This window comes from Paracoccus stylophorae (genome assembly GCF_028553765.1).
GTDB classification, from domain to species: Bacteria; Pseudomonadota; Alphaproteobacteria; order Rhodobacterales; family Rhodobacteraceae; genus Paracoccus; species Paracoccus stylophorae.
Genome location: NZ_CP067134.1, coordinates 3,317,728 through 3,336,716, shown reverse-complemented (window position 1 = coordinate 3,336,716; position 18,989 = coordinate 3,317,728). Strand labels below are relative to the sequence as shown.

General features: G+C 67.9%; 21 protein-coding genes. 10 read left to right on the top strand and 11 right to left on the bottom strand.

The window, feature by feature from the left end; all coding sequences use genetic code 11:
- Positions 1-19: 19 nt before the first annotated feature.
- Genes JHW45_RS16575 through kynA form a run of 6 tightly spaced genes read left to right on the top strand, consistent with a single transcriptional unit; the run spans position 20 to position 4,860 of the window.
- Positions 20-1,165, top strand: a complete 1,146-nt coding sequence (locus tag JHW45_RS16575) for an acyl-CoA dehydrogenase family protein (RefSeq protein ID WP_272858684.1) — start codon at positions 20-22, stop codon at positions 1,163-1,165.
- Positions 1,162-1,611: a cupin domain-containing protein gene (locus JHW45_RS16570; protein ID WP_272858683.1), complete on the top strand. Its 450-nt coding sequence runs from the start codon at positions 1,162-1,164 to the stop codon at positions 1,609-1,611. The genes JHW45_RS16575 and JHW45_RS16570 overlap by 4 nt, the downstream gene beginning before the upstream one ends.
- Positions 1,608-1,997 carry an acyl-CoA thioesterase gene (locus tag JHW45_RS16565; protein ID WP_272858682.1) on the top strand — a complete coding sequence of 130 codons (390 nt, stop codon included), beginning with the start codon at positions 1,608-1,610 and terminating at the stop codon, positions 1,995-1,997. The genes JHW45_RS16570 and JHW45_RS16565 overlap by 4 nt, the downstream gene beginning before the upstream one ends.
- Positions 1,990-2,385, top strand: a complete 396-nt coding sequence (locus JHW45_RS16560) for a RidA family protein (protein ID WP_272858681.1) — start codon at positions 1,990-1,992, stop codon at positions 2,383-2,385. The genes JHW45_RS16565 and JHW45_RS16560 overlap by 8 nt, the downstream gene beginning before the upstream one ends.
- Before the next feature lie 37 nt (positions 2,386-2,422).
- Complete coding sequence (locus JHW45_RS16555; RefSeq protein WP_272858680.1) at positions 2,423-4,042, top strand: AMP-binding protein; 1,620 nt, start codon at positions 2,423-2,425, stop codon at positions 4,040-4,042.
- Positions 4,039-4,860, top strand: coding sequence for a tryptophan 2,3-dioxygenase (gene kynA, locus JHW45_RS16550; protein ID WP_272858679.1), 822 nt, complete (start codon positions 4,039-4,041; stop codon positions 4,858-4,860). Before JHW45_RS16555 ends, kynA begins: the two co-directional genes overlap by 4 nt.
- A 21-nt stretch (positions 4,861-4,881) precedes the next feature.
- Here kynA and JHW45_RS16545 read toward each other — a convergent pair whose 3' ends face one another.
- Together JHW45_RS16545 and JHW45_RS16540 are read right to left on the bottom strand one after the other, a co-directional pair.
- Positions 4,882-5,592, bottom strand: a complete 711-nt coding sequence (locus tag JHW45_RS16545) for a GNAT family N-acetyltransferase (RefSeq protein WP_272858678.1) — start codon at positions 5,590-5,592, stop codon at positions 4,882-4,884.
- A complete protein-coding gene (locus JHW45_RS16540) occupies positions 5,592-6,332 on the bottom strand; it encodes a competence/damage-inducible protein A (protein ID WP_272858677.1) in 741 nt (246 codons plus the stop codon). The genes JHW45_RS16545 and JHW45_RS16540 overlap by 1 nt, the downstream gene beginning before the upstream one ends.
- A gap of 104 nt (positions 6,333-6,436) precedes the next feature.
- Between JHW45_RS16540 and map the strand changes: the two genes are divergently transcribed.
- Positions 6,437-7,237: a type I methionyl aminopeptidase gene (gene map / locus JHW45_RS16535; RefSeq protein WP_272858676.1), complete on the top strand. Its 801-nt coding sequence runs from the start codon at positions 6,437-6,439 to the stop codon at positions 7,235-7,237.
- 139 nt (positions 7,238-7,376) lie between these two features.
- Here map and JHW45_RS16530 read toward each other — a convergent pair whose 3' ends face one another.
- On the bottom strand, positions 7,377-7,979 hold the full coding sequence (locus JHW45_RS16530; protein WP_272858675.1) for a YqgE/AlgH family protein: 603 nt from the start codon (positions 7,977-7,979) through the stop codon (positions 7,377-7,379).
- 102 nt (positions 7,980-8,081) lie between these two features.
- On the opposite strand from JHW45_RS16530, the gene JHW45_RS16525 reads away from it, so the two are divergent.
- On the top strand, positions 8,082-8,870 hold the full coding sequence (locus JHW45_RS16525) for a protein-disulfide reductase DsbD domain-containing protein (RefSeq protein ID WP_272858674.1): 789 nt from the start codon (positions 8,082-8,084) through the stop codon (positions 8,868-8,870).
- On the opposite strand, the gene JHW45_RS16520 is transcribed toward JHW45_RS16525, so the two are convergent.
- The 5 genes from JHW45_RS16520 to JHW45_RS16495 form a co-directional block, all read right to left on the bottom strand.
- Positions 8,812-12,195 (bottom strand): efflux RND transporter permease subunit, encoded by a 3,384-nt coding sequence (locus JHW45_RS16520; protein ID WP_272858673.1) that lies wholly within the window; start codon positions 12,193-12,195, stop codon positions 8,812-8,814. The two genes, JHW45_RS16525 and JHW45_RS16520, sit on opposite strands and share 59 nt — an antisense overlap.
- Positions 12,188-13,099: an efflux RND transporter periplasmic adaptor subunit gene (locus tag JHW45_RS16515; protein WP_473087552.1), complete on the bottom strand. Its 912-nt coding sequence runs from the start codon at positions 13,097-13,099 to the stop codon at positions 12,188-12,190. Before JHW45_RS16515 ends, JHW45_RS16520 begins: the two co-directional genes overlap by 8 nt.
- Positions 13,100-13,567: 468 nt before the next feature.
- A complete protein-coding gene (locus JHW45_RS16505) occupies positions 13,568-14,404 on the bottom strand; it encodes a uracil-DNA glycosylase (protein ID WP_272858671.1) in 837 nt (278 codons plus the stop codon).
- Positions 14,405-14,443: 39 nt separating this feature from the next.
- The gene (locus JHW45_RS16500; protein WP_272858670.1) at positions 14,444-15,154 is read right to left on the bottom strand and encodes a response regulator; all 711 of its coding nucleotides are present in this window, start codon (positions 15,152-15,154) and stop codon (positions 14,444-14,446) included.
- A 9-nt stretch (positions 15,155-15,163) separates the two neighbouring features.
- On the bottom strand, positions 15,164-15,682 hold the full coding sequence (locus tag JHW45_RS16495) for a MarR family winged helix-turn-helix transcriptional regulator (RefSeq protein ID WP_272858669.1): 519 nt from the start codon (positions 15,680-15,682) through the stop codon (positions 15,164-15,166).
- 160 nt (positions 15,683-15,842) lie between these two features.
- Here JHW45_RS16495 and JHW45_RS16490 point away from each other — a divergent pair, with 160 nt between their 5' ends.
- Entirely contained in the window at positions 15,843-16,712 is an 870-nt protein-coding gene (locus JHW45_RS16490) for a branched-chain amino acid aminotransferase (RefSeq protein ID WP_272858668.1), read from the top strand.
- A 57-nt stretch (positions 16,713-16,769) separates the two neighbouring features.
- On the opposite strand, the gene JHW45_RS16485 is transcribed toward JHW45_RS16490, so the two are convergent.
- From JHW45_RS16485 to hpf, 3 genes are all read right to left on the bottom strand, one after another.
- Positions 16,770-16,958, bottom strand: a complete 189-nt coding sequence (locus tag JHW45_RS16485) for a hypothetical protein (RefSeq protein ID WP_272858667.1) — start codon at positions 16,956-16,958, stop codon at positions 16,770-16,772.
- A 64-nt stretch (positions 16,959-17,022) separates the two neighbouring features.
- Positions 17,023-17,487 (bottom strand): PTS sugar transporter subunit IIA, encoded by a 465-nt coding sequence (locus JHW45_RS16480; RefSeq protein WP_272858666.1) that lies wholly within the window; start codon positions 17,485-17,487, stop codon positions 17,023-17,025.
- 97 nt (positions 17,488-17,584) lie between these two features.
- On the bottom strand, positions 17,585-18,160 hold the full coding sequence (gene hpf, locus JHW45_RS16475; protein WP_272858665.1) for a ribosome hibernation-promoting factor, HPF/YfiA family: 576 nt from the start codon (positions 18,158-18,160) through the stop codon (positions 17,585-17,587).
- A gap of 288 nt (positions 18,161-18,448) precedes the next feature.
- Between hpf and JHW45_RS16470 the strand changes: the two genes are divergently transcribed.
- Positions 18,449-18,985, top strand: a complete 537-nt coding sequence (locus JHW45_RS16470) for a CAP domain-containing protein (protein WP_272858664.1) — start codon at positions 18,449-18,451, stop codon at positions 18,983-18,985.
- The last annotated feature ends 4 nt before the right edge of the window (positions 18,986-18,989 follow it).

Genomic DNA, 18,989 nt, shown 5'->3' with positions numbered 1-18,989 from the left:
GGATATTTGGACACCGAAGATGGATCGAAGCTTTCTGGACTGGCCGTTTTTCGAGGATCGCCACCGCGATCTGGCCGCCGCGCTGGACGAGTGGGCCGGCGCGTCCCTGCCGGTCGATCACGGCGACGTGGACGCGGCCTGTCGCGGACTGGTGCGCGATCTGGGCGCGGCGGGCTGGTTGCGCCATTCGGGCGGCGAGGTGCTGGACATCCGCAGCCTGTGCCTGATCCGCGAAACGCTGGCGCGTCACGACGGTCTGGCCGATTTCGCCTTTGCCATGCAGGGTCTGGGCATGGGGGCGGTCAGCCTGTTCGGCACCCCGGCGCAGCGCGAATGGCTGGACCGGACGCGGGCGGGCCGCGCGATCTCGGCCTTTGCCCTGACCGAGCCGGGATCGGGATCGGACGTCGCCCGCACCGCGACGACGGCGCGGCGCGACGGGGACGAGTGGGTTCTGGACGGCGAAAAGACCTATATCTCGAATGGCGGGATCGCGGATCTGTATGTGATCTTCGCGCGCACCGGCGAGGCTGCGGGGGCCAGGGGCCTGTCGGCCTTTCTGATGCCCGCCGATGTCGCCGGGCTGGGTATCGTCAGCCGGATCGAGGTGATGGCCCCGCACCCGCTGGCCCATCTGCGGCTGGACGGGGTGCGGCTGCCGGCGGATGCGCTGATCGGAGAGGCCGGCGGCGGTTTTCGCATCGCCATGACCGTGCTGGACCATTTCCGTCCGACCGTGGGCGCGGCCGCGTTGGGGTTTGCCCGCCGCGCGCTGGACGAGGCGATGGGTCGGGTGACGGATCGGCAGCTTTTCGGCGCGCCGATGTCAGATCTGCAGATGGTCCAGGGTCACCTGGCCGACATGGCGCTGAAGGTCGATGCGGCCGCGCTGCTGGTCTATCGCGCCGCCTGGACCAAGGACCGGGGCGCGGCGCGGATCACGCGCGAGGCGGCGATGGCCAAGCTGTATGCGACCGAGGCGGCGCACGACGTGATCGACCGCGCCGTGCAGCTGTTCGGCGGCGACGGCGTCCGGGTCGGCACCCCGGTCGAAAGCCTTTACCGAGAGATCAGGGCGCTGCGCATCTACGAGGGTGCCAGCGATGTGCAGAAACTGGTCGTCGCGCGCGCCGCGCTGGCCGATTTTCACGGAGGACAAGGATGACCGAACTTGCCGGCGGGATCACGCGCGAGGGTGAAGGGCTGGACGATGTCGAATGGAACATCCTGGGCCAGCGGTATTTTCCCAAGGCCGACAGCGACGATGCCTTCGCGTTCGAGACGAACAGCGAGCCGGGCCAGTTCGTGCCCGTCCACATCCACGCCACGCAGGACGAATACATCCTGATGCAAGAGGGCGAGTTGCACGTCAAGCTGGACGGCGTCTGGTCGGTCGCGCGGGCGGGCGATCTTGTGCGGATGCCGCGCGGGGTGCCGCACGGCTATTTCAACAAGTCAGACAGGCCCGCCAAGGCGCTGTTCTGGGTCGCGCCCGCGGGTAGGCTGCGCGCCCTGTTCGAGACGCTGCACGACATGACCGATGTGGACGAGGTCGTGCGCGTCTCGGCCCGCCACGATGTCGAGTTCCTGCCGCCGGACGCCAACGAATGAGCTATGACCGCACCATCGCGATCGAGTTCTGCCATTGCGACCCGGCCGGCATCGTCTTTTATCCGCGCTATGCCGAGATGGTGAACCACATGGTGGAAAACTTTTTCATCGACCGCGTGGGCTATTCCTTCGGGCGCATGATGGACGAGGGTTACGGCATGCCCACCGCGCGGCTCGAGATCGATTTCCGCAAGCCCGCGCGTCTGGGCGACCGGCTGGACTGGCGGCTGACGGTCGAACATGTCGGCCGCAGCAGCGCCCGGTTCCTAATTTGCGCCGAAGACCGGCTTGAGGCGCGCAGCACCGTGGTCTGGATGGATCGCGGCTTTGTGCCCGCGCCCTGGCCCGACCATATCCGCCCCATTCTGGAGACACATCATGCATGAGAAACTGCACCCCCCGCATTGGAAACGCGCCGTCGGATATTCGAACGGCATTTCGGCGCGCGGCCGGATGGTCCTGACCGGAGGGCTGGTGGGCTGGGACGCCGATCAGCAGTTCCAGACCGACGATCTGGCCGGTCAGGTCCGCCAGGCGCTGGAAAACGTCGTGGCGGTTCTGGCCGAAGGCGGGGCCGGGCCGGAACATCTGGTGCGGCTGACCTGGTATGTGACCGACAAGCGCGAATATCTGGCCTCGCTTCGCGAGATCGGGGCCGCCTATCGCGACGTGCTGGGCAAGAATTTCCCCGCCATCGCGCTGGTGCAGGTCGCCGATCTGGTCGAGGACCGCGCCAAGGTCGAGATCGAGGCCACCGCGATCGTGCCGGACTGAAGGAAAGAACGACAAGAACGGCGAACAGGAGAGGTCAATGCACAAACTGGGACCAAGCGGACATACCGACAGTTTCGCCCGCGACCATCTGCCCGCGCCCGAAGCGTGGCCCGAGATCGAGCAGTCGCGGTTCGACTATCCCGACTGGCTGAATGTCGGCGCCGAACTGACCGACCGGATGGTCGAGCGCGGATTCGGCGACCGCAACGCGCTGGTCGGCAACGGGCGCGCGCGCACCTACAAGGAACTGGCCGACTGGACCAACCGCCTGGCCCATGCGCTGGTCGACGATTACGGCGTGAAACCCGGCAACCGCATCCTGATCCGGTCCGCCAACAATCCCGCCATGGTCGCCTGCTGGCTGGCGGCGACCAAGGTGGGCGCGGTCGTGGTCAACACGATGCCGATGCTGCGGGCGGGCGAATTGGGCAAGGTGATCGACAAGGCGCAGATCACCCATGCGCTGTGCGACACCCGGCTGATGGGCGATCTGGTGGCCGCGGCCAACGTCTCGGACTATCTGGACACGGTGGTAGGCTTCGACGGCACCGCCAATCACGACGCCGAACTTGATCGCGCCGCCCTGACCAAGCCCGTGCAGTTCGACGCCGTGCGCACCGGCCGCGACGATGTGGCGCTGCTGGGCTTCACCAGCGGCAGCACCGGCGAGCCGAAAGCGACGATGCATTTCCACCGCGATCTGCTGATCATCGCCGACGGCTATGCCAAGGAGGTCCTGGGCGTGACGCCCGACGACGTGTTCGTCGGCAGCCCGCCCCTGGCCTTCACCTTCGGGCTTGGCGGGCTGGCGGTGTTTCCGCTGCGCTTCGGCGCCTCGGCGGTGCTGCTGGAGAACGCCTCGCCGCCCAACATGATCGAGATCATTCAAAAGCACCGCGCGACGATCTGCTTTACCGCGCCCACCGCCTATCGCGTGATGCTGCGGGCGATGGAACAGGGCGCGGATCTGTCCAGCCTGCGCGTCGCCGTCAGCGCCGGCGAAACCCTGCCCGCCCCCGTGTGGGAGGAATGGCGCGACAAGACCGGCAAGCCGCTGCTGGACGGCATCGGCTCGACCGAGATGCTGCACATCTTCATCACCAACCGTCTTGACGACAGCCATCCGGGCTGCACCGGACGCCCGGTCGGCGGCTATCGCGCCCGGATCGTGGATGAGGACGGCCAGGAACTGCCGCGCGGAGAGTTGGGCCGGCTGGCGGTGATCGGGCCGACCGGCTGCCGTTACCTGGATGACGCGCGGCAGGGGGATTACGTCCAGAACGGCTGGAACCTGACCGGCGACACGTTCTGGCAGGACGAGGACGGTCGGTTCCATTTTGCCGCGCGGTCGGACGACATCATCCTGTCCTCGGGCTACAACATCGCCGGACCCGATGTCGAAGCCGCGCTGCTGGCCCATGACGACGTGCTGGAATGCGCGGTGATCGGCGTGCCCGATTCGCAGCGCGGGCAGATCGTGCAGGCCCATGTCGTGCTGGCCCAGGGCGTTGCGGCCGATCAGGCGACGGTCGAACGCCTGCAACGCCACGTCAAGGACACGATCGCGCCGTTCAAATACCCGCGCAGCGTCATCTTTTGCGACACGCTGCCCAAGACCCAGACCGGCAAGATCCAGCGATTCAGGTTGAAGCCATGAGCTATGATCCCGCCCAGGAAGGCGCCCGCATGTCGTTTCAGGGGCGGATGTCCTATGGCGACTATCTGTGTCTGGACCCGATCCTGACCGCCCAGCATCCGAAATCGCAGGCCCATGACGAGATGCTGTTCATCATCCAGCATCAGACCAGCGAATTGTGGATGAAACTGGCCCTGCACGAAATGGCCGCCGCGCGCGTGCGCATCGCGGCGGGCGATCTGAAACCGGCCTTCAAGATGCTGACCCGCGTGGCCCGGATCATGGAACAGCTGAATTCCGCGTGGGACGTTCTGCGCACCATGACGCCAAGCGAATACACCGAATTCCGCGAGACGCTTGGCGAAAGCAGCGGGTTTCAGTCGCATCAATACCGGATGATCGAATTCGTGGCCGGCAACCGCAACATGGCGATGATCCGGCCGCACGAACACCGCCCGGAACTGGTCGCGCCGCTGCTGGCCGAGGCCGAACGCCCCTCGCTTTACGACGAGGTGGTGGGCAGGCTGCGCGCCGCCGGATTCGACGTGCCCGCGCGCCGGAAACTGGATCAGCCGCATCAGCCCGATCCGCAGGCGCGGGCGGCCTGGGCGCAGGTCTATCGCGACCCGCACCGGTATTGGGAACTTTACGAACTGGCCGAGAAGCTGGTCGATTTCGAGGATTATTTCCGTCGCTGGCGCTTCAACCACGTCACCACGGTCGAACGCATCATCGGCTTCAAGCGCGGGTCGGGCGGCACGTCGGGCGTGAACTATCTTCGCCGCATGCTGGACGTGGTGCTGTTTCCCGATCTGTGGGAATTGCGAACCGATCTGTGACGCCCCGGCGCGGGCGGGCGTTCAGGGTTTGACGTAATAGGCGTATCCGCCAGCCTCGGTGAACCCCAGATCGCGATACAGCGCCAGCGCCGGTGCGTTCGCCCGCGTCACCGCCAGCGCCAGCCGCTCGGCGCCGTTTTCCCGCGCCCACCGCGCCGCCCCGCGCATCATCCACGCCGCCAGCCCCCTGCGGCGCCAGTCGGGCAGGATCTCGACCGCGTGCACCATCGCGACGCCGGCATGGATCGCCGCGAACCCGGTGCCCGCCGCCCGGTCGCCGGTCCGTCCCAGCAAGGCGGTCTTGGGCGCGGCGGCCCGCTGCATCACCGCCTGACGCGCCGGCCCGATCTGGCCCGCCGCCCAGATGTCGCGCTGGATCGCCAAAGGCGGCCAGACGGCAAAGACCGTCATCTGCGGCACGGCGCGTTCGGTCAACTCGCCCGCCGCGATCTGCATGATCGCGGTCGGGGTCTGGCGGCGGAACCCGCGCGCCGACAGCGCCGCGATCAGCGCGTCATCGTCGTCATCGACACGAAAGGCCGGGATCTGACCCCATGCCGCATGCAGAGCCGTGGCCGCGTCGATGTCGTCCGGCGTCCACGGCCCGATCGCGCGGGCCGAACCGACCCGGCGTCCGGCGCCCTCTGCGCGCGCGACCCGGAAACCGCCGGCTTCGGCATGCCCGGCCGCGGGCCAGGTCGCGTCGAACGCCGCCGCAATCGCCGGGTCCATCACAGCTCCAGCCGCCGTTTCAACTGGTCCATCGCCTGTTCGATGCGTGCCTCGTCCAGCCCGCGCACGACCAGGTTCGTGCCCCAGCCACGTTCGTCGTGATAGGGATAGGACCCAAGCGACAGATCGGGAAACAGGGCGGCGACCGCGCGCAGATCCCCGGCCACGTCGCTTTCGCCGCGGCGCACCTCGACCGTTTGCGACCGCACCGGCCGGCCTGCGGCCAGGCGCGGGATCAGCCAATCGACCATGCCGCGAAACACCTCGGGCACGCCGGCCATCACATGCGTGTTCCCGATCGAGAATCCGGGGGCCGCCGAGACCGGGTTCTCGATCAGCGTGGCGCCCACGGGCACCCGCGCCATCCGCAGCCGGTTCGGGGTCAGCTCGGTCCCCATCCGGTCGCAGCGCGCCTGCAAGGCCGCGCGCGCCTGCGGATGGATCTGCGCCGTGGTGTCATGGGCTGCGGCCACCGCGTCGGCGGTGATGTCGTCATGGGTCGGGCCGATCCCGCCGCTGGTGAACAGCAGGTTCCACGCCCCGCCCAGACTGTCGTCCAGCGCCCGGACCGCCGCGACGATCTGTTCCTGATCGTCGGCCACCACCCTGATCTCGCGCAGATCGAACCCGGTTGCGGACAGCACCTGCGCCAGATGATGGGCGTTGCTGTCGCGCGTGCGGCCCGACAGGATCTCGTCGCCGATCACCAGAATCGCCGCCGTCGGATTGTCCGTGTGCATCGCCCGCGCCCTTTCGCCGTCAATCGCATCTTCTATGCACAGCCGCGGCACTGGAACAAGTGGCGCGACCGGCCTATCTATGGGGCGAGATGAAAGGATCAGCGATGGACGACGACAGCCGCATCACCCGCGAAGGCATCCGCATCCATGCCCGCGAGGATTTCGCCGGCATGCACAAGGCAGGTGCGCTGGCCGCACGGATTCTGGACGAGGTCGGGCCGCTGGTCCAGCCCGGCGCGACCACCGGCATGCTGGACGACTTCATCCGCAACCGCATCGAAGAGGCGGGCGCGACCTCGGCCACCATCGGCTATCGCGGCTATCAGCACGCCAGCTGCATCAGCGTGAACCATGTCGTCTGCCACGGCATCCCGGGCGACAAGGTGCTGCAGAACGGCGACATCCTGAACATCGACGTCACCGTGATCGTCGATGGCTGGTATGGCGACACCAGCCGGATGTATGTCGCCGGCAAGGCGTCGATCAAGGCGCAGCGGCTGATTCAGGTCACCCACGATGCGCTGATGAAGGGGATCGAGGCCGTCCGCCCCGGCGCCACTTTCGGCGATATCGGCGCGGCGATCCAGCAATACGCCGAATCGCACCGCATGTCGGTCGTCCGCGATTTCTGCGGCCACGGGCTGGGCCGGGTGTTTCACGCCCCGCCCAACGTGCTGCATTTCGGCCGCCCCGGCAAAGGCCCGGTCCTGGATGAGGGGATGTTCTTCACCATCGAGCCGATGATCAATCTGGGCCGGCCCGAAACCAAGGTTCTGGCCGATGACTGGACGGCGGTGACGCGCGACAAGTCGCTGTCGGCGCAGTTCGAACATTCCATCGGCGTGACCGCGGACGGGGTCGAGATCTTCACCCCCTCGGACCGTTTCTTCCCCGATTTCGGCTAAGGCCGCACATCCGCCTCGCCCTCTTTTCCAAATACCTCGGGGGAGTCGCCGCAGGCGACGGGGGCAGCGCCCCCATGAACGTATCGCAATCGTCCGCGCCGCAGGCGCGGACGGCATCCGATCATGCCGCGCGCCGCGCTCAGGCGCGACCGGCCGAGGGTGACAGCAGCGACGGGTCTATCCCCTGGGCGCGCAGCGCAAGCGGCCATTTGCCGTCGTGATCGGCACCAAAGATCAGCTCTTCCGCCCCGTCGCCGGTCAGCCAGCCGTTCTGCAACATCTCGTCTTCCAGCTGTCCCGGTCCCCATCCGGCGTATCCCAACGCCAGGATCGCCGATTCGGGGCCTTCGCCATGCGCCAGATCCTCAAGGATGTCGCGGGTCGTGGTCATCGCCAGCGCGCCGGTGATGCGCAGCCGGCCTTCGGGGTCGTCGCCATGTTCGGGAACGCTGTGCAGCACGAAGCCGCGTCCCGGCTCGACCGGGCCGCCAAAACGCACCTCGATCTGGCGGGCGGTGCCGTCGGTCTCGATCCCAAGCTGTTCCAGAAGATCGCCGAAATCGATCTCGGGCAAAGGCCGGTTCAGCACCAGCCCCATCGCGCCTTCCTCGGAATGGGCACAGACCAGCACGACCGAGCGCTGAAAGCGCGGATCGGTCATGCCGGGCATGGCGATCAGGATCTTGCCGGTCAGATTGCCGGTATCGCTGTCGTCCTGGGTGTGATCGGGGCTGCTGCTCATCGTGCCTCCTTTCCCTCAAGATCGGCGCTCGGGCCGATTGTTGCAAGGGGCCAGCGCTTTTGTGACTTGGGGCGGGCGGCCGGCACGTCTATGCAACTTGGCATGAGACACGCATTCGCCCTTGCCGTCGCGGTGTTTTGGGCCGGCAGCCTGCACGCTGCGGCCGGCGATCTGCCGCCCGGCCTCGATTCGGCGCGGCTGCTGCCGGGCTGGACAGATCCGCAGGGCAACCGGATTTCCGCGTTGCAGTTGCGGCTGCAACCGGGCTGGAAGACCTATTGGCGCAGCCCCGGCGACAGCGGGCTGCCGCCCAGCTTCGACTGGCAGGGTTCGGCCAACCTGGCCGATGTCACCTTCCACTGGCCCGCGCCCGAGGCGATCCGGTCGGGCGACGACATGACGCTTGGCTATCACGACCTGCTGGTGCTGCCCTTCACCGCGCGCCCGGTCGATCCGGGCCAGCCGGTGACGTTGGCTGCGACGGTGGATTTCGGGCTGTGCGAACAGATCTGCGTGCCCGCCCATGTCGCGGTGCAGGCCCCCGATCCGGCGCGGGTGCCCGATCCGGCCATCCAGGCCGCGATGGAGGCCGTGCCGCGCCGCGTGCCGCAGCAGCCCGCCTGCGTCGTGACCGGGATCGAGGACGGGATGCGGCTCAGCGCGCTGTTGCCGCAATCCGACACCGACATCGCGGTGATGGAACTGGCCGATCACCCCGAGATCTGGGTCTCGTGGCCCAGCCTGACGCCCGAGGCAGAGTTTCTGCGCGCAACGGCTGATTTCATTCCGCCCACGGCCCGGCCCTTCGATCTGGACGTGCGGGATCTGCGGATCACGCTGATCGGGCCGGATGGCGCGGTCGAGATGCAGGGATGCGACCCGCAAGGCTGATCGCACCGACCAGCAGGACGACCGCCAGCAACGCCAGCACATACCAGCCAAGCGCCGTTGCCTGCGAAGGCGCGACCGGCCACCACTCCGGCATCGCGATCCCCGTCGCCGGCAGCAGCGTCGCAGGCGGCAGGATCGCCAGAAAGGCAAGCCCGCCCAGCCCGATGCCCAGCCTGACCGGCCCGCGCAGGGCCGGCGCGCGCAGCCCGCGCCGCAGCCCCGCCCGCGCCCGCCCGATATCGGCCCCGATGCCCAGAACCGCCGGCACCGCCAGCAGCACGACCACCATGCCGAACCCCAGCCCATAGGCCAGCGTGACGACTGTGGGCTTCAGGAACAGCGCCTGCGACGACCGCTCATACAGCAGGGGCGCCAGTCCCAGAACAGTGGTCGCCGTTGTCAGCAGGACCGGACGGAACCGGTTGCAGACCGCATCGACGATGGCCGGCCGCAGGCCCCGGTCGCGTGCGTATTCATCGACGGTCGAGATCAGGACGATGGAATCGTTGATGATGATCCCCGACATGCCGATCAGGCCGACGATCGAGAACATCGACATCGGCAGGTCCCACAGGTAATGGCCCCAGACCGCCCCGACCAGACCGAAGGGGATTACCGACATCACCACCAGCGGCCGCGCCCAACTGGCAAAGATCCAGGCCAGCACCATGTAGATGCCCATCAGCGCCAGCGCGAATCCGGTGGCGGCGTCGCCCAGGAATTCGCGTTCCTGTTCGGCCAGCCCCGTGGTTTCGAAGTTGATGCCGTATTCGGCCGCGATATCCGGCATGATCGCGGTCTCAAGACGCTGCTTGATCTCGGCGGCGCGGGCGGGATCGTCGTCGGAGATGTCGCCGGTGACCGAGATCATCCGTTCGCCGTTCTCGCGCCGGATGACCGAAAACCCGGCATTGGTGCCCACGGTCACGATATCGCCCAACGGCACCCACTGACCCGACGATGTGCGCATCATCATCCGGTCCAGGAAGTCGCCGCGCCGTTCATCCTCGGGCAGTTCGACCCGGATCGCGCCGGTTCTGGTGCCGACCGGATAGGTCGCGGCCTCGATCCCGGCCAGACGCTGGCGCAGCTCGCGCGCCAGCGTCTGCGTGGTAAAGCCCAGGGCCTTGCCCTGCGCGGTCAGTTGCAGGTCAAGTTCGTCCTTGTCATAGGACATGCTGTCTTCCAGCGCCGAGACTTCGGGAAAGTCCGACAGGCGCAGCTTCAGCGCCTCGGCCGCATCCTTCAGCCGCTGCGCCTCGGCCCCGGTCATGCGCACCGAGATCGCATCGCCCCCCGGCCCCGACCGGAAGCCGCGAAAGCTGATCGTTTCCAGCCGCGGATCGCTTGGCATCGCCTCTTGCAGCGCGGCGACCAGTTCAAAGCTGGAATAGGGCCGGAAATCCGGGTCGATCAGTTCGATCTGGATCGCGCCCAGAAGATCAGGGTCCTTGGTGTCGGCGCCCGGCAGCGGCCGGCCGGAATTGCCGCCGATCATCGTCATGGCGTGGGTGACCGGGTTGATGCCGTATTCGGCCTCGTATTCGCCGGCGACGCGGTCCACGGCCGCCTGCACCCCGTTCATCACCCGGATCGTGTCGGCGCGCGTGGCGCCGGGCAGCATGGCGAAATTGCCCGCCACGCTGCCCTGTTCCGGCGCATCGAAAAAGCGCCACGGCACCTGCCCCGTCATCAGCGACGAGATTGCCCAGGAAAACAGCAGGATCGTCCCCGCCATCACCGGATAGCGCAGCTTCAGCACCCAGATGGTCAGCGGCCGCAGCAGCCGCGCGATCAGCCAGTCCAGCCCGGCATTGACCAGCCGCGAGGGGCGGTCATACCAGTTGCGGCGCGCGGCGCGGGTCAGGGCATGGGCCATGTGGCTTGGCAGGACCAGGAAACATTCGATCAGCGACGCGGTCAGGACCAGGATCACGGTCATGGGAATGTCCACGATCATGTCGCCGAACCGGCCGCCGATGGCCATCAGCGCGGCAAAGGCGATGATCGTGGTCAGGGTCGAGGACACGACCGGCGCGGCCATCCGCCTTGCCGCACGCTCGGCGGCGATCACGGCCGGCTCGCCCAGCTTGCGGGCGCGATAATCGGCGTGTTCGCCCACCACGATGGCATCGTCGACGATAATCCCAAGCGTCAGGATCAGCGCGAACAGCGAAATCATGTTCAGCGTCATGCCGGTGGCGTGCATCATCGCCACCGCCCCCAGCAATGCGGCCGGTATCCCCGCCGCGACCCACAGCGCGGTGCGCGCGTTCAGGAACAGAAACAGCAGCCCCAGCACCAGCCCCAGCCCCATCGCGGCGTTGTCCAGCAGCAATTCCAGCCGCGCGGCGATCAGTTCCGCCCGCGCGCGGACCAGCTCGATCCCCACGCCTGCGGGCAGGGACGGTTCCAGCCGTTCCACCACCGATTCGACCGTGCGCTGCATGCCGATGGCATCGCCCAGGGCGCTGCGCTGCACCCGCACCATCACCGCAGGCTCGCCGTTCACATAATAGGCGGTGTTGCGATCCATTCCCGACAGCCGCACATGGGCCACGTCGCCCACGCGCAGCTGCGTGCCGTCGGGCCGCGCCGTCAGCAGCAGCGCGGCGACGGCGGCCGGGTCGCGCGTCTCGGCGCCGGTGCGCACCCGCGCCGCGCCCGAGGCCACGTCGCCCGCCGGCCTGACCGAGGCCGCCGCGCCCACGATCTCGGCGATCTGTTCCAGCGTGACGTCGTGGCGGACCAGATCGGCCATCCGCACCTCGACCAGAACCTCGGGGGCGGCGATGCCGCTGATCGACAGCCGGGTGATGCCCTCGGCGTAAAGCCGGTTGACGAAATCGTCCGCGATGCGGGCAAGCTGGTCCAGACCGACCGGCCCCGAGATGACCACATCGGCCACCCGGTCGCGCCACGAGACCCGCTGGATCTCGGGGTCTTCGGCGCCTTCGGGCAGATCGCCCGCGCCCGCGATCGCGGCCTCGACATCGGCCTTGGCGCGCGACATGTCCCAGCCCGGCTCGAACTCGACCTCGATCTCGCCGCCGCCCTGCACCGCGCGCGAGGTGGTCAGCGCCGCGCCCTCGACCCCCATCAGCGCGGGTTCCAGCACGGCGATCATCGACCGGTCCACATCCTCGGGGCCGGCGCCGTCCCATTGCAGCACGACGTCGATTTCCTGCACCACCGTGTCGGGAAAGAACTGCGCGCGCAGTTGCGGGGCGGCGTAAAGCCCGCCGACCACCATCACCGCCATCACCAGATGGGCCAGCGTCCGGTGGCGGGTGAAGACCGACAGCAGGCCGCGCCCGTCAGCCATTGCCCGGCCCCCGGCGATTGCGCGCCTGCTGATCCTGCGCGGGCACAGGGGCCGCGGCATCGCGGACGCGGATGCCGGTGCCCAGTTGCGGCGCACGCTCGGCCACGATGCGGGAACCATTCAGCGCGGCCGTCACCGTGATGACGATGTCGTCGCCCTGCCGGCGCAGCACGTCGACCGGCGTCGCGGTCAGCCGCCCATCTGCATCGGCGACCAGCACCGTGCCGTCAGGCCCAAGGGCTGCGGCGGGGATCTGCGCGGCCTGCGGGATGGCGGGTTCGGCAATCTCGACGCTGACGAAATCGCCGGGGCGCAGGGCCTCGCCCCCCGACCGGATGCGGGCAAAGACGATCCGGCCGGCGCTGCCTTCGGCGACCGACGCGGCGGCGCGATCAAGCTGCGCCTGCGCGGTCAGCCGCCCGGCCGAGCCGGCAAGCACCACCGTCGCGGGCCGATCCGCAAGCCGCCCGCCCCCGGCCAGCAGGCGCGTGAACTGGTCCAGCGACAGCGGCACCTGCACCTCCAGCGCGTCGGGGTCGATGATCTCGGCCAGTTGTTCGTTCAGGCCGACCAGCCCGCCCTCGACCGCCGTGACCGAGGTGACGCGGCCCGCGAAACCCGCCCGGATCTGGGTATCGGCCAGTTCGCGCCGCGCCTCGGACAGGTCGATCTCGGCCCGGCGCAGCGCGTTCTGGGCAGCGGTGACCGCGCTTTCCGCCGAGGCCAGCGCCGAACGCCCGGCGATCACCGCCTGTTCGGCGGCCGAGACCGCCAGTTCCGCCGTCTCGCGGTCGGCGCTGGTGCCAAGGCCGCGCTCGGCCAGGGATTGCTGACGGTCCAGTGCCGCGCGGCGCAGTTCGGCCTGACGTTCGGCGGCCGCCAGATCGTCGGCGGCGACCTGCACGTTGCGCCGCCATCGCCCAGGCTTGCCTGCGCGTCGTCGCGCGCCGCCAGCCGGTTGTCCAGGGCGGCCTGCGCCGATGCCGGGTCGATCCGCACCAGAAGCTGACCGGCGCTGACCTGCCCGCCCTCTTGCATGGCCGGGTCCAGATGCACGATCTGGCCCGCCGCGCCCGCGCGCAGTTCAAGCCGGCGGCGCGACTGCACCGTGCCGAAGACCTGCATGACCGGCTGCACCGTCTGCGGGCTGACCGTCAGCAGGCGCGCGGTATAGACCTGTTCGCCCGCACCCCGCGCGGCAGGCGGCCCGTCCGCGTCCACCGTCGCCTGCCACAGCTGGAATCCCGCCAGAAACAGCAGGCCCAGTGTCAGAAAGGCGATGAACAGCCCCGACAGGCTGCGGAACAGAAAGCGCATTGCGGCCGGCCCCGTGGGTTCTTGTTCGAACCCCCGCATGATGCGGGAACGAACCCTAGACGGAAAGGCTTTCCAGCCGGTCGGCCAGCGACAGCAGATCGGCCCATGCCTCGCGCTTGGCCGGCGGGTTGCGCAGCAGATAGGCGGGATGCGTCATCGGCAGGGCAGGGCGTCCGAAAGCCTGCGTCCACTGGCCGCGCAGCCGCAGGATGCCGCGCCGGCCAAGCGCCGCCTGGCACGGCGTGTTGCCCATCAGCACGATCAGATCGGGGCCGGCCAGTTCGACATGGCGGCGCACGAACGGCATGCTCACGGAGATTTCATCCGCATCGGGGTCGCGATTGCCGGGCGGACGCCAGCTCAGGACGTTCACGATATACAGCGCCTTTTCGGCGTCGGTCGCCGTGCGCGACAGGCCGATCGCGCCGAACATCAGGTCCAGGAACTGCCCCGCGCGGCCGACAAAGGGACGGCCCTGCCGATCCTCTTCGTCGCCCGGCGCCTCGCCCAGGATCAGCACCCGCGCCTTGGGGTTGCCGTCGGCAAAACAGAAATTGCGCGCCCCCTTTTTCAGCTCGATCCCGTCGAACGCCTCTTGCGCGGCGGCCAGCGAATCAAGACTGTCGGCCGCCGCGGCCAGCGCCTCGGCCTCGGCGATGCGGGCGGCGGTGTCGTCGGGCAGGCCCGGCAGCAGCGCCGGGGCCTGCGCGGCTGGCTCCATCTGCAAGGGCTGGATCGGCGCGACGGGTTTGAGGCGCGCGGCCAGATCGAAGCGGTCCACGGGTGCGTCCAGCATGGGTTCGTCCACGCCCATCTCGGCCTGCCATTCCAGCAGGGCCAGCGCGGTGGCGGCGTCCAGCGCGATTCCCCGATATGTCGGATCTGCGGTCATCGGCGCGCAGGCTAGGCTGCGCAGGCGCGGCGGGCAAGATCAGTCGACGACCAGCATATAGCCGGTGCCGCGCACGGTCTGCAGAAAGCGCGGCTCTTTCGGGTCGGGTTCCAGCTTGCGGCGCAGCCGGGTGATCTGCACGTCGATGGCGCGTTCGGAATTTTCCGTCTCGTCGCCCTGTGCGCCGCCGCGGCCCAGATCCTCGATCAGGTCGGCGCGGCTGACCGGCTGGCCGCGGCTGGCCGCCAGTCGCCGCAGCAGCGCCTGTTCGGTGCCGGTCAGCCGCAACGGGGTCTCGCCCTGCCACAACTCGCCCTTTTCGGTGTCATAGCGCAGCATCCCGAGGCTGAGGAATTTCGGCTGCGCCACCTCGGCCACCGGCACGCGGCGCAGGATCGCCCCGATCCGCAACAGCAATTCGCGCGGCTCGAAGGGTTTGGGCAGATAGTCGTCGGCGCCGCTTTCCAGCCCGGCGATGCGATCCTCGGTCTCGCCCTTCGCGGTCAGCAGCAGGATCGGCGTGTCCAGCCGCTCGCGCAGCGCGCGGGTCAGTGCGATGCCGTCCTCGCCCGGCATCATCACGTCCAGAACGATCAGATCGAACTCCAGCCCGGCCAGCAGCCGGCGTGCCTGGGCCGCATCGCGCGCCATCGTCACCAGAAAGCCGTTGCGGCGCAGGAAGCGGCCCAACAGGGCGCGAATCCGCTCATCGTCGTCGACGATCAGGATATGGCTGTCCTGCGTGCTCATGGCGTGGCCTCACGGTTCGTCCGGCAAATCCTTCATCGCCTGATACTGCGCCCGCGTCTCGGGGTCCATCATCGCCTCGAGCACCTGCCGAAAGCCCGCCACCGCCTGCGGCCCCGCCTTGCGATAGGCGGCGCGCATCCGCGCGCGCTGCGCCTCGGACAGGCGCCGTTCCAGCGCGCTGCCCTTGTCGGTCAGGAAAAGCTGCCGTTCGCGCCGGTCGCGGCGTCCGACCCGGCTTTCGACCAGCTGGTCCGCGATCAGCGTGCGCAGAACCCGGTTCAGCGATTGCTTGGTCACGCCCAGCACCGCCAGCAGCGAGGTGACGGTCAGGCCCGGCTCTCGGTGGATGAAATGCAGCGCGCGGTGATGGGCGCGCCCGTAATCCAGATCCGCCAGAATCAGGTCGGGATCGGCGGTAAAGGCGCGATAGGCAAAGAACATCGCCTCGATCCCCCGGCGCAGCTGATCGTCGGTGAGAAACAGCAGATCCTCGCCCATCATCTGCTGAACGCGCGCCTTTTCCTGCATCCGCGACTTTCCTTTTCCGTGCCTGCTGCGCCTGATAGGGCAGTCTTGTTGACTTTCCAAGATTGCGTTGCTAGCCGTCAAGGGCTTGGCGCAACAAAAAGGTCGGTTTCGGGCGGCGTTGCGCAAGATGTGCAAACTCCGAACCGGATGGAGAACAAGGATGACGGCGGGTTATGACGATCGCGAGGGCAAGATCTGGCTGGACGGGGAACTGGTCGAATGGCGTGACGCGAAGGTGCATATCCTGACCCACGCGCTGCACTATGCCAGTTCCGTCTTCGAGGGCGAGCGGTGCTATGACGGCAAGATCTTCAAGGGTCACGAACATTCGCTGCGGCTGATCGAATCGGGTCGCCTGCTGGACATGCCGATCCCCTACAGCGCCGACGAGATCGACGCCGCGAAAGAGGCGGTGCTGAAGGCCAACGGGCTTGAAAACGCCTATCTGCGCGTGCTGGCCTGGCGCGGATCGGGGCCCGACATGGGCGTGTCGGCCAAGGGAAACCCGGTGCGGATGGCGGTCTGCGCATGGGAATGGGGCAGCTATTACGGCGACGCCAAGATGCAGGGCGCCAAGCTGGACGTGGCCAAGTGGAAACGCCCCAGCCCCGACACGATCCCGACCGCCGCGAAGGCCGCCGGGCTTTACATGATCTGCACCATGTCCAAGCACGCGGCCGAGGCCAAGGGGTGTTCGGATGCGCTGTTCATGGACTGGGAAGGCTATGTCGCCGAGGCGACGGGCGCCAACATCTTCTTCGTCAAGGACGGCGAGGTGCATACGCCGATGGCCGACCGTTTCCTGAACGGCATCACCCGGCAGACCATCGTGCAGATGCTGAAGGACAAGGGCATCACCGTCCACGAACGCCGCATCCGGCCCGAAGAGCTTGAGGCGTTTCAGGAATGTTTCCTGACCGGCACCGCAGCCGAGGTCACGCCGGTCGGCCAGATCGGCGACTGGAACTTTCAGGTGGGCCAGACCACGCGCGGCATCGCGGAAGACTACGAACGGCTGGTGCGCGCGTAAGCCCGCACATCCGCCCGGAACCGGCCCGCGCCGCCCTGTGCGGCGCGGGCCGGACGCTCAGGTCAGTCTGCCGCGTTCGATGCGCGCATATTCCGCGATCTTGCGGTTTTCCTCATTTCGAGTCTTCGGTCGCGCGCGAAGGAACGCGATGGCGGGATGGGTGCCGGATTCGCGTTCCTGCCTTGTGTATTCGCGCAGGCGCGATCCGGTATGGCGGCGCGGCTGATCGCTGATATGTTTGGTCATCTTCGGCCCTCCCCAGGTCGGCAAACGGTCACTATAGGACCGAATCGCCCCGATTCAAACCGTCTCAGGCCGCCTTGATGCCCTGCGCGGCCGACAGCACCGCATGCAGCGCCGCGGGATTGTCGTTGGCGCGCAGCTTGGTGCGCAGATCGCCGTCGCGCAGCGTGCGCGAGACCAGCGCCAGCGCCTTCAGGTGATCCACACCGCTGGATTCGGGCGCCAGCAGCGCAAATATCAGATCGACGGGCTTGCGGTCGACCGCGTCGAAATCCAGCGGCTTTTCCAGCCGAAGGAACAGACCCACCACCTTGTCCAGCCCGTGCAGCCGGGCATGGGGCAGCGCGACGCCCTGTCCGACCCCGGTCGGCCCCAGGCTTTCGCGTTCCTGCAAGGCGTCCAGAACCTCGGACGGGTTCAGCCGGTATTCGGCATTGGCCAGATCCGCCAGTTCCTGAAACAACCGCTTCTTCGATGTCACCTGAGCCAAGGACCGCACGGCCCCGGGCTTCAGAATCTCGCTGAGTTGCATCTTGATGGGTCTTTCCTAAGCTGTGTGCCCTCGGGGGCGCGCGCGCGGGCGCGACCCCAGAAGGCAGCCCGGTTCCACGGCGCGCCGCGATCCGGCGTCAGCCGTTTCCGCGCGGGTCGATCCACCCCACATTGCCGTCGTCGCGGCGGTGGACGACGTTCACGCCGCCATGTTTCTCGTTGCGGAAGACCAGCAGGGGCGCGCCGGCCAGTTCCATCTGCATGACCGCATCGCCGACCGACAGGGTCGGCACGCGCGATTCCATCTCGGCGATGATGATCGGCTGCAAACCGCTGTCCTGCGATTCCCACTCATCCTCGTCGGCGGCCAGCACATATATACCGGCCTGACCGAATTCAACCGGCCCCGAACGATCCTTGTGGTGGTCCTTCAGCCGGCGCTTGTAGCGGCGCAGCTGCTTGTCCATCTTCTCGCGGCAGGCTTCGAAGGCGGCATAGATCTCGGTCGCGACGCCCTTGGCCTGGACGGTCAGGCCGGTGGACAGATGCACGACGGCGTCGCACAGGAACTGATGCGCATCGCGGGAAAATGTCACCGTCGCGTCGGTCGGTCGCTGCGAATACTTGATCACAGTCTCGCCCAGTTCGGTCTCGACATGAGTCCTGAGCGCGTCGCCCACATCGATATGTTTTCCGCTGATCGTATAGCGCATCGTTCTTCCTCTTCGGTTGTCCGGTCTGACACGCCTGCCCGACGCAGCAGCCAGGCCGGGGTTTGCGGCGGGATTCGTCGCCACCACCCATCCATTTGGTGACAGAGCGGCGCGGCTGTCAACGGGCAGGCGATTCTTCGCCGGGACAGGGGGGGCGGCAGACATCCGCACGCGCAGGCTGTCACGGGCAATGGTTCGCCGATGGCTAAAGTTGTCGACAACTTGTGGTTGTTTTTCGATTTGGCGGCCTCTAGCGTCGACCGCGAGTCAAAGGGTCGGGGAACGGACATGACGATCTTTCATCACCGCATCGGCGCGTTGCTGTGCTGTGTCGCATTGGGCGCCTGCGGCGGGCACACCGCGCCGGGGGCCGCGCGCGATCCCCACGATGTGCAGGCCACGGCGCCGGGTGCCGCGGTCTGCGTCCAGCCCTCTGCGACGCAGAACGCCGTGGGCGCGCAGGCCACCAATGCGGTGCGCAGCAGCGCCGGGCTGCCCCCGGTGCGGCCGAACATGCTGTTGGCGCAGGTCGCCGCCGAACATGCCTGCGACATGGCGGGGCGGGGCTTGATGACGCATCGCGGCAGCAAGTCCAGCGGCCCCGGCCCGCGCGTGAAGGCGCGCGGCTATGCCCCCCTTCTGACGGCTGAAAACATCGCCGCAGGCCCGTTCGATCTGTCGCGGGTGCTGTCGGAATGGAACGCCTCGCAGGGCCATCGCGACAACATCACCATCCCGCATGTGCGCGATTACGGCATCGGTCATGCGATCGGGGCGGACGGCAAGACCAGGTTCTGGGCCGCCGTCTATGCCGCGCCGAAATGATCCG